Source organism: Tersicoccus mangrovi, from assembly GCF_036881825.1.
Taxonomy (GTDB): domain Bacteria; phylum Actinomycetota; class Actinomycetes; order Actinomycetales; family Micrococcaceae; genus Tersicoccus; species Tersicoccus mangrovi.
The window spans coordinates 627,752-644,425 of the sequence record NZ_JBAJMW010000001.1 but is presented as its reverse complement, the minus strand read 5'-3'; the positions used below and the strand labels follow the sequence as shown (position 1 = coordinate 644,425).

Annotated in this window: 17 protein-coding genes; 6 read left to right on the top strand and 11 right to left on the bottom strand. The window is 73.1% G+C overall.

Features of this window, described 5'->3' with window-relative positions:
- Window positions 1–204 precede the first annotated feature (204 nt).
- Window positions 205–1,629, bottom strand: a complete 1,425-nt coding sequence (gene purB / locus V6N00_RS03145) for an adenylosuccinate lyase (RefSeq protein ID WP_334230590.1) — start codon at window positions 1,627–1,629, stop codon at window positions 205–207.
- 117 nt (window positions 1,630–1,746) lie between these two features.
- Here purB and V6N00_RS03140 point away from each other — a divergent pair, with 117 nt between their 5' ends.
- Entirely contained in the window at window positions 1,747–2,913 is a 1,167-nt protein-coding gene (locus tag V6N00_RS03140; RefSeq protein WP_334230589.1) for an amidohydrolase, read from the top strand.
- Between the two features lie 431 nt (window positions 2,914–3,344).
- Here V6N00_RS03140 and V6N00_RS03135 read toward each other — a convergent pair whose 3' ends face one another.
- The 7 genes from V6N00_RS03135 to V6N00_RS03105 form a co-directional block, all read right to left on the bottom strand.
- Entirely contained in the window at window positions 3,345–3,986 is a 642-nt protein-coding gene (locus V6N00_RS03135; RefSeq protein ID WP_334230588.1) for a rhodanese-like domain-containing protein, read from the bottom strand.
- Window positions 3,987–4,098: 112 nt separating this feature from the next.
- Window positions 4,099–5,226: a HoxN/HupN/NixA family nickel/cobalt transporter gene (locus V6N00_RS03130; protein WP_334230587.1), complete on the bottom strand. Its 1,128-nt coding sequence runs from the start codon at window positions 5,224–5,226 to the stop codon at window positions 4,099–4,101.
- Window positions 5,227–5,461: 235 nt separating this feature from the next.
- Window positions 5,462–6,814 (bottom strand): MBL fold metallo-hydrolase, encoded by a 1,353-nt coding sequence (locus V6N00_RS03125; protein WP_334230586.1) that lies wholly within the window; start codon window positions 6,812–6,814, stop codon window positions 5,462–5,464.
- Between the two features lie 59 nt (window positions 6,815–6,873).
- A complete protein-coding gene (gene trxA, locus V6N00_RS03120; protein ID WP_334230585.1) occupies window positions 6,874–7,263 on the bottom strand; it encodes a thioredoxin in 390 nt (129 codons plus the stop codon).
- Between the two features lie 42 nt (window positions 7,264–7,305).
- A complete protein-coding gene (locus tag V6N00_RS03115; RefSeq protein WP_334230584.1) occupies window positions 7,306–8,169 on the bottom strand; it encodes a sulfite exporter TauE/SafE family protein in 864 nt (287 codons plus the stop codon).
- Between the two features lie 34 nt (window positions 8,170–8,203).
- On the bottom strand, window positions 8,204–8,500 hold the full coding sequence (locus V6N00_RS03110) for a rhodanese-like domain-containing protein (RefSeq protein ID WP_334230583.1): 297 nt from the start codon (window positions 8,498–8,500) through the stop codon (window positions 8,204–8,206).
- A gap of 40 nt (window positions 8,501–8,540) precedes the next feature.
- Window positions 8,541–9,128 (bottom strand): rhodanese-like domain-containing protein, encoded by a 588-nt coding sequence (locus V6N00_RS03105; RefSeq protein WP_334230582.1) that lies wholly within the window; start codon window positions 9,126–9,128, stop codon window positions 8,541–8,543.
- Window positions 9,129–9,260: 132 nt separating this feature from the next.
- Here V6N00_RS03105 and V6N00_RS03100 point away from each other — a divergent pair, with 132 nt between their 5' ends.
- Together V6N00_RS03100 and V6N00_RS03095 are read left to right on the top strand one after the other, a co-directional pair.
- The gene (locus tag V6N00_RS03100) at window positions 9,261–9,518 is read left to right on the top strand and encodes a metal-sensitive transcriptional regulator (protein WP_334230581.1); all 258 of its coding nucleotides are present in this window, start codon (window positions 9,261–9,263) and stop codon (window positions 9,516–9,518) included.
- On the top strand, window positions 9,515–9,922 hold the full coding sequence (locus V6N00_RS03095) for a DsrE family protein (protein WP_334230580.1): 408 nt from the start codon (window positions 9,515–9,517) through the stop codon (window positions 9,920–9,922). Before V6N00_RS03100 ends, V6N00_RS03095 begins: the two co-directional genes overlap by 4 nt.
- 139 nt (window positions 9,923–10,061) lie before the next feature.
- Here V6N00_RS03095 and V6N00_RS03090 read toward each other — a convergent pair whose 3' ends face one another.
- Window positions 10,062–11,081 (bottom strand): zinc-dependent alcohol dehydrogenase family protein, encoded by a 1,020-nt coding sequence (locus V6N00_RS03090; RefSeq protein ID WP_334230579.1) that lies wholly within the window; start codon window positions 11,079–11,081, stop codon window positions 10,062–10,064.
- A 131-nt stretch (window positions 11,082–11,212) separates the two neighbouring features.
- Here V6N00_RS03090 and V6N00_RS03085 point away from each other — a divergent pair, with 131 nt between their 5' ends.
- Complete coding sequence (locus V6N00_RS03085) at window positions 11,213–12,091, top strand: helix-turn-helix domain-containing protein (RefSeq protein ID WP_334230578.1); 879 nt, start codon at window positions 11,213–11,215, stop codon at window positions 12,089–12,091.
- Between the two features lie 100 nt (window positions 12,092–12,191).
- Here V6N00_RS03085 and V6N00_RS03080 read toward each other — a convergent pair whose 3' ends face one another.
- Window positions 12,192–13,514: a glycoside hydrolase family 6 protein gene (locus tag V6N00_RS03080; protein WP_334230577.1), complete on the bottom strand. Its 1,323-nt coding sequence runs from the start codon at window positions 13,512–13,514 to the stop codon at window positions 12,192–12,194.
- A gap of 207 nt (window positions 13,515–13,721) precedes the next feature.
- On the bottom strand, window positions 13,722–14,240 hold the full coding sequence (locus V6N00_RS03075) for a GNAT family N-acetyltransferase (protein ID WP_334230576.1): 519 nt from the start codon (window positions 14,238–14,240) through the stop codon (window positions 13,722–13,724).
- A gap of 283 nt (window positions 14,241–14,523) precedes the next feature.
- On the opposite strand from V6N00_RS03075, the gene V6N00_RS03070 reads away from it, so the two are divergent.
- On the top strand, window positions 14,524–14,841 hold the full coding sequence (locus tag V6N00_RS03070) for a hypothetical protein (RefSeq protein ID WP_334230575.1): 318 nt from the start codon (window positions 14,524–14,526) through the stop codon (window positions 14,839–14,841).
- Window positions 14,842–14,947: 106 nt separating this feature from the next.
- The gene (locus V6N00_RS03065; protein ID WP_334230574.1) at window positions 14,948–16,606 is read left to right on the top strand and encodes an alpha/beta hydrolase family protein; all 1,659 of its coding nucleotides are present in this window, start codon (window positions 14,948–14,950) and stop codon (window positions 16,604–16,606) included.
- The last annotated feature ends 68 nt before the right edge of the window (window positions 16,607–16,674 follow it).

Below are 16,674 nucleotides of genomic sequence, written 5' to 3'. Positions count from 1 at the left end.
CGTCCACTCGGCCGCACGGCTTCGTCGAGTGGACGAACGACGTCGCCGGACCAAGGGATCCAGAGCATCTGCCGTCCACTCGGCGAGCGGCCGTCGGTCGCCGAGCCAGCGGATCGCCGCGTTGTCCACTGATGGCGGCGTTGGTCGCGGCGATCAGTGACGAACCCGGCAACCTGCGGGCGAGAGAATCAGGCGGGACGAGCCCTACGCCCGCCGCGCCAGCTTCGCCGCGATGCCGATGTACGAGCCCGGCGTCAGCCGCTGGAGTCGGCCCTCCGCGCCGTCGGACAGGCCGAGCTCGCCGACGAACTCCCGCAGCCGCGCCTCGTCGACCCGGTGCCCGCGGGTGAGCTCCTTGAGCCGCTCGTAGGGGTTGTCCATGCCCGGGGTGCCGGCGATGGCCTCGGCCCGCATGACCGTCTGGATCGCCTCGCCGAGCACCTCCCAGTTGTGGTCGAGGTCGTCGGCGAGCGTCTCGCCGGCGACGTCGAGCTGCCGCAGACCCTTGGCGACGTTGTTCAGCGCCAGCAGACCGTGCCCGAGCGCCACCCCGACGTTGCGCTGCGACGACGAGTCCGTCAGGTCGCGCTGCCAGCGGGAGGTGACGAGCGTGGCGGCGAGGGTGTCGAGCAGCCCGTTCGCGATCTCGAGGTTCGCCTCGGCGTTCTCGAACCGGATCGGGTTGACCTTGTGCGGCATGGTCGAGGAGCCCGTCGCGCCCGCCACCGGGATCTGCTTGAAGTAGCCGATGGAGATGTAGCTCCACACGTCCGTGCAGAAGTTGTGCAGGATGCGGTTGAACCTGGCGACGTCGGCGTACAGCTCGGCCTGCCAGTCGTGCGACTCGATCTGCGTCGTCAGCGGGTTCCACGTCAGGCCGAGGCCCTCGACGAAGGTGCGCGAGACCTCGAGCCAGTCGACGGCGGGCGCGGCGGCCACGTGAGCGGCGAAGGTACCGGTGGCCCCGTTGATCTTGCCCAGGTACTCCTGGCGGCCGATCCGGGCGAGCTGCCGGTCCAGGCGGTGCGCGAACACCGCGAGCTCCTTGCCGAGTGTCGTCGGCGTCGCGGGCTGGCCGTGTGTGCGGGAGAGCATCGGCGTCTCGGCGTGGGCCTCGCCCAGCTCACGGATCTGGTCGACGACGCGCTGCGCGGTGGGCGCCCACACCTCGCGGACGGCGTCGCGGATGCCGAGCGCGTACGCCAGGTTGTTGATGTCCTCGCTCGTGCACGCGAAGTGGACCAGCGGGGTCAGCGCTTCGAGCCCGAGGGCCGGGAGGCAGCGACCGATGAAGTACTCGACGGCCTTGACATCGTGCACGGTCTCCCGCTCGATCGCGGCCAGCTCGGCGATCTCCTCCGGCCCGAAGCCGGTGACGATCGACCGCAGCCCGTCGCGCTGCTCCGCGTTGACCGGGGAAAGGCCCGGCAGCACCGCCTGCTCGGTCAGGTGCAGGAACCACTCGACCTCGACGTGGAGCCGGTTGCGGTTCAGGGCCGCCTCGGAGAGATGGTCCACCAGGGGAGCGGCGTCCACACGATAGCGGCCGTCGAGCGGGCCGAGCGCGATGTCGGTGGCGGCCAGCGAGCGGCGGCCGGAGGGCAGGGTCGAATCCGCGGCGGAAGGCATGGGCCCATTCTCCCACGCGGCACCCGTGCCACCTCGGCGATGACGCCGACCAGGCAGCCGAAGCTCGAGGGGCTCAGGCACTCCCGCTCCGACGTGGGGCGATCTACGGTGGTAAGCATGTCGATCACCGCGTTCACCCATGCCCACGTCGTCCCCGTCGACGGCGATCCCTTCGACGGCACGGTCGTCGTCACCGATGGCACCATCACCGCGCTCGGCCCCGACGTCGAGATCCCCGACGGCGCGCAAACCGTCGACGCCGCCGGGAAGTGGCTGCTGCCCGGCTTCGTCGACGCGCACGTGCACCTCGGAACCCACGAGGAGGCCGAGGGCTGGGCCGGAGACGACACCAACGAGAAGACCGACCCGGTCACCGCCCACGTACGCGCCATCGACGCCATCAATCCCGCCGACCTGGGCTTCGGGGACGCCCTGACGGGCGGCGTCACCACGGTCAACGTCAACCCGGGTTCGGCCAACCCGATCGGCGGACTCTCCGCCGCCATCCACACCGCCGGGCGCACCGTGGACGCCATGGTGCTCAAGTCCCCGGCCGGCCTCAAGTCGGCGCTGGGCGAGAACCCGAAGCGCGTCTACGGGGACCAGAAGAAGATGCCGAGCACCCGCCTCGGCGTCGCCGCCGTCATCCGGCAGGCCTTCGTCGAGGCCACCAACTACCGGGCCACGCGCGACGCCGCCGGCGACGCCTTCGCGGGGCGCGACCTGAAGCTGGACGCGCTCGCCCTCGTGCTCGACCGGGAGATCCCGTGGCGGCAGCACTGCCACCGGGCCGACGACATCGCCACCGCCGTGCGCATCGCCGACGAGTTCGGGTACCGGCTCGTCATCGACCACGGCACCGAGGCACATCTCGTGGCGGACCTGCTGGCCGAGCGGAACATCCCCGTGCTGATCGGGCCGCTCATGACGTCGCGGTCGAAGGTCGAGCTGCGGAACCGGTCCCTGCGCAACCCTGGGCTGCTCGCGAAGGCCGGCGTGGAGATCTCGATCATCACCGACCACCCGGTCGTGCCGATCCACTTCCTCATCCACCAGGCGTCGCTGGCCGTGAAGGAGGGGCTGGACCGCGAGACGGCGCTGCGGGCCATCACGATCAACCCGGCGCGCGTGCTCGGCCTCGACGACCGGCTCGGGTCCCTGACGCCGGGCAAGGACGCGGACCTCGTGCTCTGGTCCGGCGACCCGCTCGACCTGTACTCGCGTGCGGAGCAGGTGTGGATCGGCGGCGAGCCCGTCTACCGGTACGAGGCGCCTGCCGCCTGACGCGGATCACCCTGTCCGGCCGTCCTGACGGTCGGACAGGGACCGGGGCGCGGGAACGGGGTACCGGCAGCAACGGGCAAAGAAGAAGCCGGGACGGGCGCATGTCCCGCCCCGGCGACGCCGGTCGCGCTGGGGACACGACCGGCCGGTGCCGGACGGGTGGGGGGATACCCGACCGGCGGTCTCGGCGATGCTGTCACGGGTGCCTGCCGCGGTCTCAGGACGGCGGGCGGAGCCGGATCTGCCGAGGTGAAGCCTCGGTCGGAACGGTCGATGTGAACGGTGCCCCGGAACGGGGCGTTCTGACGTCGGCTTCTCCTCAAGGATGCCCTGTCGACCTTGACATTCGCTGAACACGGAGCCGATTTCGCCGACGGGATAATCCGGTCGGACGGGGGACGCCGACGGGTGCCGCCGTGAGGCGGTCGGGCTCAGGCGGTGGGGCGCGGCAGCCGGTCGAGCGCCGACGCCGCGGTCAACTCCTCGGCGGTGCGGTTCCACGGCAGGACGCCGAGGACGCGCGCCATGGCGCACGTGTTCGTGGCTGCGGAGAACGCCAGGCCGCCACCGATGACGCCGGCCACGGTGCGCAGCTTCGGGGAGACGAATCGACCGCCGATCAGCCCGGCGAGGACCAGCGAGCCCGCGACCATGCGCACCTGCCGCTCCATGGCCCACGGACCGGCGCCGCGCACGACGTCGCCGCCGGCTCGCGCGAAGGCCGGAACGCCGCCGTCGAGCACGACCGCGGTGTCCAGACCGGCCCCCGTCAGCTTCTGCCGCGCCTGCTCGGCACGGACACCGGACTGGCACACGAGGACGACCCGCTCGCCCAGTCGGGACACGAGGTCCTCCGTGTGGGCGGTGAGCAGGGGCAGCGGCACGTTGTACGAGCCGTCGATGTGGAGGGTCTCGAACTCGGCGGCCGAGCGGACGTCGACGAGCACGAGGTCGTCGTGGGTGCCGATCCACTCGCGCAGGAGCGCGGAATCGACGGTGGTGAGACTTTCGGCGGTGACGGTCACGGGGGTCCTCCTCGGCGCGGTGACGGATCGCGGGCAGAGGACCAGCATGACCCCGCGGCGGGAGCCACCTGAAGGAGCGCGTAACGCGGCGCCATGTGGGTGCCCACGTCAGACGCCGGGCGGACCCGTGCCGATCAGCCGGCGGTCGTCCCCGTGCCGATCAGCCGGCGGACGGGCCTGTGTGACGCGCGGGGACGACGGCGGGACGCAGTCGCCGGGACAGGAGGATCGCCGCCCACACGAGCGCCGAGAAGGCCGCGAGCAGGATGCCGAGCACGTTCAGGTCCACGTCGGCCACGGCGCCGAGCACCGGGATGCCGGACAGGGGCCCGACCACGTCGCGGAGGACGCCGATCAGGTTGGCCCCGCCGACGAGGAAGGCGACGCCGACCGAGACGGCGGTGATCACGAGGTTCAGATCCAGGGTGCGGCGGACGTCGGCCGCGGCGTCCCGGTACACGCGGCTCATCAACACGCCGTCCGCGCTGTCGAAGGCGCTCATGCCCGCGGTGAACAGGACCGGCAGCACGAGGGCGGCGTACCAGGGCAGCCCGGGCGCGAGCGCCCCGGCGAGGACGAACAGGCCGATCGAGGCGGCCGTGTCCAGCCCCAGCCCGAACAGGAAGCCGACGGGGTACATCGCGGCGGGCCGGTTCACCCAGCGCGCGGCTGGGCGGAGCACGCGGTGCAGCACGCCGCGCCGGTCCAGGTGGGCGGTCAGAGCCGCCTCGTCGACGGACGCGTGCCCGGTGCCGGCCCGGAAGCCACGGGCCCCCGCGGACCGGCGCAGCCGGAGCAGCCCGCGCAGGGTCGGCACGTTGAGCAGTCCCGCGGTCAGCAGGAAGAGGCCGGAGACGCTGCCGCCCCAGATGCCGGCGCCCTCGCGCAGCGCCGAGTGCTCGTCGGCCAGGCCACCGGTCAACGACGCGACGCCGAGGGAGAACCCGACCACGGCGAGCAGCACCACGGAGGAGTGGCCCAGGGCGAACCAGAAGCCGGTCGTGGAGCTGGGGCGGCCGCGAGCGAGCAGGCGGCGCGTCGCGTTGTCGATCGCGGCGATGTGATCGGCGTCGAACGCATGCCGCACCCCGAGTGCCCAGGCGCTCAGCGCGAGACCCAGCAGAACCGCTGCGTCGCCCCCGGCGGCCGCCTGCGCCGGGAGCAGCCACAGGACGAGGGCACCGATCCCGAGCAGGTGCAGCCCGACGACGGTCGCCGTCATGCCGCGCACGGCACCGGAGCCGGCGCGCGCGGGTCGTGCGGAGGTCGCGGGTGTCGCGGAGGTCACGGAAGTCACGGTAGCCCTCTCGGGGAGACGATCACGAGCGAATCGGACGGGGAGACGAGGAGGAGAAGGGGCCGGGACGAGTCGGGGGAGAACTCGTCCCGGCCCGTCCGGGACGCACTGGGGACGCGTCCCGGGGCAGGGCCGGAGCAGGTGGGGGGAAACCCGGTCCGGCCGGGTCGGGAAGAACGGGGCCCGGCTGCGGCCGGCGTGCCGCAGCCGGGGAGTGCGACGCGGCTCAGGCCGCCATCGGCAGGCCGGCGCCCGCGGCGTCGCCGAAGGAACCGTCGACGTGCACGGGGGTGCGGCCGGCGCGCTCGAGCAGGGAGGAGGCCACCCCGGCGCGGTAGCCGGAGCCGCAGTGGACCCACACGCGGCCGGCGGGGACCTCGTCCATCCGGGTCACCAGCTCGTGCAGCGGGATGTTGACCGCGCCCTCGATGTGCGACGCGGCGAACTCCTCGGTGCGGCGCACGTCGAGGATCGGCTCACCCGCCGGACGGTCGTTGAGCAGGCCGGCCCAGTCGACCCGGTCGTAGGAGAGCACGGTCGCGCCCGGGGCGAGCTGACGCGGGTCCTCGCCGACGGCGGCGTCGGGGGAGTCGATCCCGATCCGGGACAGGTCGCGGATCGCGTTCTCGACGTCGTCCTGGGAGCCGACGAGGGTCAGCTGCGCCTCGTACGGGAAGATCCAGCCGAGGAACGTGGTGAAGCTGCCGCCGTTGCCGTACTCGAAGCTGATCGTGCCGGCCAGGTGGTCCGCGGCGTAGGCCACGCGCTGGCGCAGGTCGACGACCCACTCGCCGCGGTCCAGCCGGGCGGTCAGCTCGTCAGCGGTCAGGGACTCGGGCACGCTCAGGTCCGCCTCGACCGGGCCGGCGCTGTTGGCCGGGCCCATGTGGACGTAGTAGCTCGGGTACGCGGTGAGGTTCGCGATCAGCTCGCGGACGAAGTGCTGCTCGTCGGCGTCGGTGTACACGTGGTTCGCGGCGAACTGCTCGCCGAGCGTGGACTCGGAGGCGCCGGTCGCGGGACCGGAGGAGCAGAACGAGCCGAAGCCGTGCGTCGGGTACAGGGCCGCCGCGGCGGTGGCCTCCCGCGCCAGCCGGCGGGCGGACGCGTACTGGTCGTGGGTCAGGCCCTCGGTGTGCTCGTGGCCGAGCAGGTCGGTGCGGCCGACCGAGCCGTAGAGCACGCCGCCGCCGGAGAACACGGCCTCGTCCTGCCCGTGGGTCACGACGTAGGAGAGGTGGTGGTGGGTGTGACCCGGGGTCGCGACGGCCTTGACGGTCAGCTCGCCGACCTGCACCGTCTCGCCGTCGCTGATCGGGGTGCGGTCGTAGGCGACCTCGTCCGCGGCGTTGACCAGGTAGGTCGCGCCGTGCTTCCGGGCGTAGATCAGCCCGCCGGTCACGTAGTCGTTGTGGATGTGGGTCTCGGCCACGTGGGTGACGGTGACGCCGGCGGCCTCGGCGGCCTGCTCGACGCGGTCGATGTCGCGCTGGGCGTCGATGACGAGCGCGGTCGTGCCGTCGTGCACGAGGTAGCTGCGGTCGCCGAGCTGGGGGGTGTCGATGACGATGACGTCCATGGTGGTCCTCCTGGGATGGTTCTCGGGTCGGTGAAGCTGGTGAGGTGATGCGGTGTCGGTCAGGACGCGGTGGCGGCGGCCTGCTGCTCGCTCTGGTGCTCGGCGAGCCGGGCGCGGACGTCGTCCATGTCGAGGTCCTTGACCGCGGCGATGACCTTCTCGAGGCCCGACGCGGGCAGCGCGCCCGGCTGGGAGAAGACGAGGATGCCCTCGCGGAAGGCCATCAGGGTCGGGATCGAGGTGATGCCGGCGGCGGCGGAGAGACGCTGCTCGGCCTCCGTGTCGACCTTCGTGAACACCACGTCGGCGTGCTTCTCGGAGGCGGCGGCGTAGGTCGGGGCGAACTGGCGGCACGGGCCGCACCAGGACGCCCAGAAGTCCACGAGGACGACGTCGTTGGTCTCGATGGTGTCGGCGAACTGCTGTTCGGTGATGTCGATGACGGCCATGGGGTACTCCTTCGGGTTGAGCGGGTCGGTGAGGGGTGAGGATCAGGCGGTGACGGTGCGCCGGAGCGGGCACCGGGCGACGGCGAACCAGCAGACGACGGCCCCGGCGGCCAGGGCCACGGCGACGCCCGCGAACGCGAGGCCCGTCGCTCCGGGCAGGTTCTGCGCCATGACGAGGACGCCCATGGCGAGGACGAACACGCCGAACCAGCGGCGCAGGGCGGCTGCGGGGATGCGGTTGACGAGCCGGGCCCCGACGAGGCTGCCGGCGATCGCGACGAGCGTCACCGCGCCGACCAGGGGCCAGTTCAACGTCGCGCTGGAGGTCAGGTGACCGGCCAGCCCGGCCGCGGAGTTGACGGTGATGACGAGCAGGGACGTGCCGACGGCCTGCGGCATGGACAGCCCGGCCAGCAGCGTCAGCGCGGGGACGATCATGAACCCGCCGCCCGCGCCCACCAGGCCGGTGAGCACGCCGACGCCGAGGCCGACGGCGAGGACGAGCGGGACCCGCCGTCGTGTCGGATCCGCCGTCGTGCCCGCACCTCCGCGCCGACCGCGGATCATCGCGATCGACGTCACGAGCATCATCAGGGCGAAGAGGATCATCAGCACCGTGCCCGGGATGAGCCGGCCCAGCAGGCCGCCACCGAACGCGCCGAGCACGCCGGCGGCCCCGAAGAGCAGGCCGGTACGCCAGGCGACCCGGCCGGCCCGGGCGTGGGCGATGACGCTGACCGCGGAGGTCGCGCCGACCACCACCAGGGAGGCGGTGATCGCCTGCGCCGGAGCGAATCCGGCGACCCACGTCAGGACGGGGATGGTCAGGATGGATCCACCCCCGCCGAGCAGGCCGAGCAGGAGCCCGATCAGCACGGAGAGGAGCAGGGTGAACGTGACGGTCATCGGTGACGTCCTTCGCGGTCGTGCGGCAGTCGGATCAGGAGACCGGCAGGCCGGCGCGCTGCCAGGCGATCATGCCGCCGGCCATGGTGTCGGCCGTGAAGCCGGCCTGGTTCAGGGCATCGGCGACCCGGGCGCTCCGGTTGCCGCTGCGGCACACCACGATCACGGACCGGCTCGCGTCCAGTTCCTGGACACGGTCGCCCAGTCGGCTCATCGGGATGTGGATGGCACCGGGAATCATGCCGGCGGCCACCTCGACGTCCTCGCGGACGTCCAGGACCTGCTCGGTCGAACGGCGCCGATCGGCATCGGCAACGGTGATCTCGGACATGACGTCGTCTCCTCGGGGTTCGTGGTTCGGGGTGGGTGACTCAGGCGGTGGGACGGGGGAACTGTCCGATCGCGGTGGCCGCGGTCGGTTCCTCGGTGGCGCGGTTCCACGGCATCTTCCCCAGCACCTGCGCCATGGTGCAGGTGTTCGAGGCGGCGGACCACGCGAGGCCGCCCCCGATGACGCCGGCGACGGCGCGCAGCTTCGGGGAGACGAAGCGGCCGCCGAGGATGCTGGCGAGCACGAGGGAACCGGCGGCCATGCGGACCTGGCGCTCCATGGCCCAGGGACCGGCGCCGCGGACGACGTCGCCGCCCGCCGCCGCGTAGCCGGGCGCACCGCCGGTGAGCACGGCCGCGGTGTCCAGGCCCGCACCGGCGAGCTTGACGCGGGCTTGCTCGGCGCGGACGCCGGACTGGCAGACGAGCACGACGCGCTTGCCCAGGCGGGCCGCGAGCTCGGAGGTGTGCTCGGCGAGCAGGGGGAGCGGGACGTTGTAGGAGCCGCGGATGTGCAGCGACTCGAACTCGGCGGCCGAACGCACGTCCAGGATCAGGAGGTCGTCGTGCTGGTCGATCCACTCGCGCAGGGTGGCGGGCTCGACGGTGGTGATCGTGGCGGTGGTCATGAGGTCCTCTCGACGGGTTCTCGATGGGCTGTGACACCAGCATGACAGATACCCCCGGGGGTATGCAAGACACCCCCCGGGGTATACGATGGAGATCACTTCCGCAACTCGGACACGCCACAGGAGGCACCCGTGCAGCTCGACACCGATGAACTCACCCCCGTCATCAACCGCCTCAAGCGCGCCCAGGGGCAGCTGGCCGGCGTCGTGCGCATGCTCCAGGAGGGGCAGGACTGCAAGGACGTCGTCACCCAGCTCTCCGCGGTCTCCAAGGCGCTGGACCGGGCCGGTTTCGCGATCATCGCCAGTGGCCTGCAGCAGTGCCTGAGCAACCCCGACGAGTCGCTCGACACCAAGGACCTCGAGAAGCTGTTCCTCTCGCTGGCGTGAGCCGCGGTGAAGACTCGACGGGCGTGGCGACCGAGGGCGAGGACAGCATGACGGCGAACGGATCGGCAGGACTGCTGCTGCACGTGTTCGGCGGCGACCCGGCGGCCGTGGCTGCGGGCGCCCGCGTGGCCCAGAACGCGCGACGGGACCTGGGGCCGGTGACGGCCGTCGAGCTCGTCGTCCAGGGCGGCGCCGTGCGGGGCCTGATCGCGGACAGCGAGCCCGCGGCGTCCCTCGCGCCGCTCGACGACGACGCCGGCATCGCGGTGCTGGCGTGCGAGAACAGCATGCGCTCGGCCGACGTCGAGGCAGCGGCCCTGCGCGCCGGCGTCGGGACCGTGCCCGCCGCGGTCGGGCACCTCGCTCGCCGGCAGTGGGAGGGCTGGGCGTACGTGCGCCTCTGAGCCGGTGCAGCACGATCGGTCGGACCCGACGACCTCCCGGACACCTCCACCCGGGGCGACGACCACCCGCACACGACGAAGGCCCCCGGCAGATGTCGGGGGCCTTCGTCGTGGGCCGGGCGGAACGCCCGGGATCGGTTCAGACGGTGAGCAGCACCTTGGTGGCGCGCCGCTCGTCCATCGCCTTGTAGCCCTCGGGCGCCTGGTCCAGGGGCAGCGTCAGGTCGAACACGGCGCCCGGGTCGATCTTCCGGTCCCAGATGAGCTGGATCAGCTCGGGCAGGTACTGGCGGACGGGGGCGGGGCCGCCGTGCAGGTGGACCATCGAGCCGAACAGCTCCTGGCCGGGCAGCTCGACGTCGTGCGAGACGCCGACGAAACCGACGTGACCGCCGTGCCGCGTCGAACGGATCGCCTGCATCATCGACTCCTGGGTACCGACGGCCTCGATGACCGAGTGGGCGCCGAGCCCGTCGGTCAGCTCCTTGATCTTCGCAACACCCTCGTCACCGCGCTCCTCGACGATGTCGGTGGCACCGAACTTCCGGGCCAGCTCCTGCCGGTCGGCGTGCCGGCTCATCGCGATGATGCGCTCCGCGCCCAGCTGCTTCGCCGCGAGGACGCCGAGCAGCCCGACCGCGCCGTCGCCGACCACGGCGACCGTCTTCCCGGGACCGGCCTCGGCGGCGACCGCCGCGAACCAGCCGGTGCCGAGCACGTCGGACGCGGCGAGCAGCGACGGGATGAGGTCCTCGTCGGGCTGGCCCGGGGTGGCGACGAGCGTGCCGTCGGCCAGGGGGATGCGGGCGTACTCGGCCTGCGTGCCGACGCGGCCCATCGGGACGACGTGCACGCAGCGCGACTGATACCCCGCCTGGCAGATCTCGCACGTGTTGTCCGAGGCCATGAACGAGCCGACGACGAAGTCGCCCGGCTTGACGGTGCTGACCGCATCGCCGATCTCGGTCACGACGCCGACGTACTCGTGGCCCATGGGGGCGCCGTCGACGTCGTCCGCCCCGCGGTAGGGCCACAGGTCCGAGCCGCAGATGCAGCTGGCGGCCAGCTTGATGATCGCGTCGGTGGGCTCGACGATGACCGGGTTGTCGCGTTCCTCGACCCGGACGTCGCCGGGCGCGTGCATGATGACTCCGCGCATGAATGTTCTCCTTGGTCTCGGATGGGTTCGGTTCCCATTCCATCGTGCCTCACGCGCGCGGGGGAGTCCCTGTCGGGGGGTGTACCGGGAGGGCACCCCACGGCGGCGCGCGACTGCCTAGGCTGGAGACCATGGATCATCGGGCTGAGGTGCGGGAGTTCCTCATGTCGCGCCGGGCGAAGCTGTCCCCGGAGGACGCCGGACTGCCGGCCGGCCGCAACCGGCGGGTGCCGGGCCTGCGGCGCACGGAGGTGGCGACCCTGGCGGGCGTCAGCGTCGAGTACTACGCGAAGCTCGAGCGGGGCGCGATCGCAGGGGCGTCCGCGTCGGTGCTCGACGCCGTCGCCGGCGCCCTGCGCCTGGACGAGACCGAGCGGGCGCACCTGTTCGACCTGGCTCGCGCGGCGGACGGGATCCCCACCAGTGGGCGGGCGCGACGGCGTGCGACCCCGCCGCCGGTGGCCCGGCCGGGCCTGCAGTGGGCGCTGGACGCGATCACCGAGGGCGTCGCCTTCGTTCGGGATCCCCGGCAGAACCTGCTGGCCACCAACGCGCTGGGCCGCGCGTTCTACTCGCCCGTGATCGGCGACGGCGGCCGCACCCCCAACCTGGCGCGGTTCCAGTTCCTCGACCCGGCGGCCCGTGACTTCTACCCCGACTGGGACCGGTTCGCCCAGATGTGCGTCGGCGTCATGCGGGCCGAGGCCGGCCGCGATCCGCACGACAAGGACCTGCAGGAGCTCGTGGGCGAGCTGTCGACCCGCAGCGAGACCTTCCGGCAGCTGTGGGGTGCCCACGACGTGCGCACCCACGGGTCCGGCCTCAAGCGGTTCCACCACCCCGTCGTCGGCGACCTCACGCTCACCTACGAGGAACTCGGGCTCACCGCCGAGCCCGGACTCGTCCTGCTCATCTACACGGCCGAGCCCGGCTCGGACTCCGCAGAACGGCTGCGGCTGCTGGCCAGCTGGCAGGCCACGCGGACCGCGGAGGCGGCGCCGAGCGCCTGAGGGCCGAGCGCCTGAGGGCAGGCCAGTGAGGGCGGCCCACTGAAACGACGAGCGGGGCGGCCTCCGTCGAACGGAAGGCCGCTCCGCGGTCGGGCAGGGGTCAGAAGAGTGCCGGCTGCGCGAGCTTCGCCAGCTGCAGCGCCTGCTGCGGGAACCAGGCGCCGGCCGCCGGGTCGGTGATCCCGCCCCATTCCGGGTCCGTGGTGCTGCCCGCGATCCCGCGGTTGCACTGGCCGTCGGACTGGCCCGGCGTCTTGATCCACAGGTAGGCGTCGAGCAGCGGGTAGGCCGACGACGGGTGCGCCGCGGGCCGGGCCCCGAGGCCGCGGTCCGGCGGGTTGCACCAGGTCTGCGGGTCGGGGTAGGCGGTGGTCGCGGCCGGCGTCCAGGGGCCGCGGCCGTTCCGGCTCGTGTCGAGAACGAAGCCCGTGGTCGGCTTCACGCCGGCGGCCTGGAGCTCCTGGGCGTAGCGGGAGTCGATGCCGGCGACGTTCGCCGTCGGGTCGGTCGCCGTCGTGCTCCAGACCTTGCTGCCGTCGAGGGCGCCGCCCTGCCAGTTGTTCGCGGGGCCACCGGAGTAGTACTGGTCGCCACAGTCGGTGGGCGTCGTCGTCGCGGCGTCCGGATGCAGGGCGATGCAGTCGGAGATCCAGGTCCCGTACTCGGAGAGGTTCGGCGTCCACTGGTAGTTCGAGACGTTCAACGAGAATCCGCGCACGGAGCCCACGCCGGCCTTCTCGAGCCGGGACGTCGCGTCCGCGACGCTGTGCCAGCCGCTGTGGCCGGCGTCCAGGTACACCTTCGTGTTCCGGTTCCGGGACGCGATGGTCGTGCCCGCGTACTTGACGTCGGCGATGCGGCCGGCCGTCAGGGCGGCGACGTCCTGACCCGGGTAGGCGGCCGGGCAGTCCGAGGGGAGGTTGGCGAGGCCGTCGGGCTCGACGATGACGATCGCCTGCTGCTTCGTCCCGAGACCCCGGACGAAGCCGTCGATCCAGGTGCGGTACGCCGCGTCGGAGCCGGCGCCGCCGGACGAGTACTGCGAGCAGTCCCGGCCGGGCACGTCATAGACGACGAGCGTCGGCACGGAACGCTGCCGTGCGGCCCGTTGCATCGTCGTGCGGACCGACTTCTCGACCTGCTTCGCGGTGCCGTCCGTGAACCACACCGCCTGCGGGGTGGTGACCTCACGGGCGACCAGCGCGGCGTCGTGCACGTCACCCGCGACGAGCAGGGAGCGGATCTGCGTCGCGGAACCGGCGGGGGCGGGCGGGACGTAGTACCGGGTGGACGGCGCGGAATGGGCGGGTGAGGAGTGGGCGGGTGACGCGGGCGCCGCGGCGGCACCGGTGAGGGGAGTGGCGACGACGAGGGCGGCGGCCGTGACGGCCACCGCCATCCGCGTCGGAATACGGTTGACCATGGTGCTCCTGGGTCGAGGGCTGCATGCGCGAGGGGGATTGCCGTCGCCCCGGCTGCTCGAGACCTAAGACACCACCGACGTGTGGATCAAGGAGACCGCACCGACGGTGTGAGCGCAAGCACATTTTCTCGGCGGACGCTCAGCCGACGATCGTCAGGCCTCCGTCCGGTCTCGGGTCGGTGCCGCGCCCGGTAACGGCGCCCCGCCTCAGCCGACCCCGACCGCGCGGCTTCGCCGCTCGACGAGCACGACGTCCCGCCAGCGTCCGGCGAATGGACCGTGCGTCATCCGGCCGAGATGCTCCCGGGTGCCCACGACCCGAAACCCGACCGCGCGGTGGAGCGCCAGGCTCGCAGCGTTCTCGGGGAAGATGCCGGACTGGATCGTCCAGATCCCGGCCCGTTCGGTGCTCGCGATCAGCGCCTCCAGCAGGAGCCGCCCGACGCCGCGCCCTCCGTGCCCGGGGTCGACGTAGACCGAGTGCTCGACGACGCCGGCGTACACGCAGCGGTCGGAGACCGGCGTGGCGGCGACCCAGCCGAGCACGGTCGCTCCTTCGAGGGCGACCTGCCGGTGCTCGGCCGGCCTCGACGCGCTGAACCGCTCCCAGCTCGGGGCGTCGGTCTCGAACGTCGCGTGGCCGGTGGCGATCCCGGCCCGGTAGATCCGCTCGACGGTGGGCCAGTGCTCGGCGGTCATCGCGCGGATCTCGATCGGTGCGGCCATGGAGCCATTCTCCCGGGTCACCAGTTCCCACTCGCTTGTCCCGGGCGCGCTTGTCCGGGCGCGTCGCCGGTCCCGGCTCCCGGGTGCTCGCTGCGGTTCGGACGCCGGGCGTTTCTCCCTCCCCAGACCGCTCCGCGCGGTCCGTCGTCCACATCGGCTCCCGGACGAGGTCGCAGGCGCGGCACCCGGGCCTAGCGTCGACGCGAAGGACGAAGGACGAAGGACGGCAGGCGGAACGGTGGACCGGGTGCGGCGGGACGGTGGGGGCGATGGTGCGCGGCTCGTGGCGGCGGTCCTCGTGGAGGAACTGGCGGCCCGCGTGTGGGCGGAGGACGCCGCCCTGGCCCGACATCACGCCGACCTGCTCCGCTGCGCGTGCGCCACGTGGCAGTCCGTGGCCGCGCGGGCCTACCGGGACGCCCTGCAGTCCGCAAACGGGGGGATGACCGGCGTCGAGACGGAGGTCCAGTCCCTGCACCGGCACCTCACGGCGCTGGCCGGCGACCTCCGGTACGGCGTCGCCGGCGACCTCGTCGACGCCCAGGAACGGCTCGCCGACGCCGTTCTGCGGGGGTACGCCGCGCCGGGTGGCGTGCCGTGACGCGGGTGTCGGCCGTCGGCGGTCCATGCGGAGGGCGCTCCGGTCCGGGTCCTGGCCACGCCCGCCTGCGTGACGTCCCCGGCGTCACGAAGGAGGGCAACGGCCGATGAGCTTCTCCTGGGATCCGATCGGGACGGGGACGGCCTCACCGGTGCCGGTGTTGCCTCCGAGCGGAGGAAGCGCCGGCGGCACCCTGACCGTACGGGGCGGCGTCAACGGGATCACCTGCAGCCTCGAGGAGCTGGACGAGGCGGCGGCCCTGGTCCAGGCCGTCGCGGAGGGTGTGTGTCGGGTCAGTGCGGATCTGTCCACGGTCGCCGACGAGCTGTGGCGGCTGCCCCCGGCCGCGCAGTTCCCAGCGACGGCGGCACGTCTGGCCGGCGGATCCGCTCAGCTGGCCGCCGGCACACTCGGCAGCCGACTGCTCGACCTGGCCGTCGACGTGCGCACCGCACGCGCCGTCTACGAGCGGGGCGAGGCGATCGCCGTCGCGGCCGTCCTCGCCCGCCGGCACGGCGAACTGGAGGTCCTGCGCCTGGCCGGAGCGACGGCGGCCGGAGCGCCGGGCGCCGGCCCGCTCACGGTTCCGCTCGGAGCGGTGGCCGGTGCGGGCGTCGTCGGCTGGTTGGCGGCCCTCGCCACGCGCGCGGGAGACGTCGGTTACCGCGACGCGGTCCAGAGCGAGGTGGCGACCCTGCCGCGGCTGATCGACCCGACCGATCCACCCCTCGTGCTTCCCGCTCTCGACGCCCTGCTGCGGGACTCCGGCCACGCCACGGGCGCGCTCGCCTGGGTCACCGCCAGTGCCGTCGCCGTGGGACGGCGCACCGGCGTCGTCACCCCCGGCACGCTGACCGTGACTCCCGTCGGCCGGCCACGCACCGAGCCCGCGACGCCCGCGACCCTCTCCTCGTTGACGGCCAATCTGCAGGCGGCCGGCGTGAGCTCCCGAGCAGGACCTGACGGCGTCGCCCGCAGCACGGTGACCGTCCGCCGGCTGGACGGCGGCACGGAGCCGGTGTGGGAGATGGACGTGCCCGGCACTACCGGCTGGGAGCTCGCCGACGGCCCCGGCCTGTTCGACCTGGAAGGCAACGCGGAGGCGATCACGGCCATGGACGACCACGGCGTCACCGTCCGGCCCACGCAGGTCGGCGCCCTCGTCACGGCCTCGCTCGCCGCGGCCGGCGCGCCGCGCGGTGCCCGGGTGATCCTCACCGGTCACAGCCAGGGCGGCATCCACGCCACCGCCCTGGCCGCGGACCCGGCGTTCCGCCGCCGCTACGACGTCCGGCAGGTCGTCACGGCCGGCTCGCCCGTCGCCGGCTTCACCGTTCCGGCGCGGACGCCCGTGCTCAGCCTCGAGCACCGCGACGACATCGTGCCGGCCCTCGACGGGCGCCCCAACCCGGATGAACGCAACCGTGTCACGGTCACCGGGTCGGCCGCGCCCCTGCCGGCCGGCGCACGGGATGCCCCGGCTGCCGGCACCCCGCCCGGCACCCGGCGGACCGTCACGGCGCCCGCAGTGATCCGGACGATCGCCGCCGCTCACGGCATGGACTCCTACCGGCGCATCGCGGCCGAGGCCGACGGGTCGGCGGACGCCAGCCTGGCCGCCCAGCGGGCCGGCCTGCGGGACCTGACCCGCGGCGTCGACCGGCAGACGGTGTGGGTGTTCGAGGGCCGCGACGTGCCGGCCGGGACGACGGCGGCGCGTACCGCCGAGGCGTCGCGCGCCCCTTCCCGCAGGTCGGCGCGCTGATGTTCGGGCTCACCCTCGGCTACGGTGTGACCAGGACCACAGCCGGACCCACCACGGGAGGTCACGAC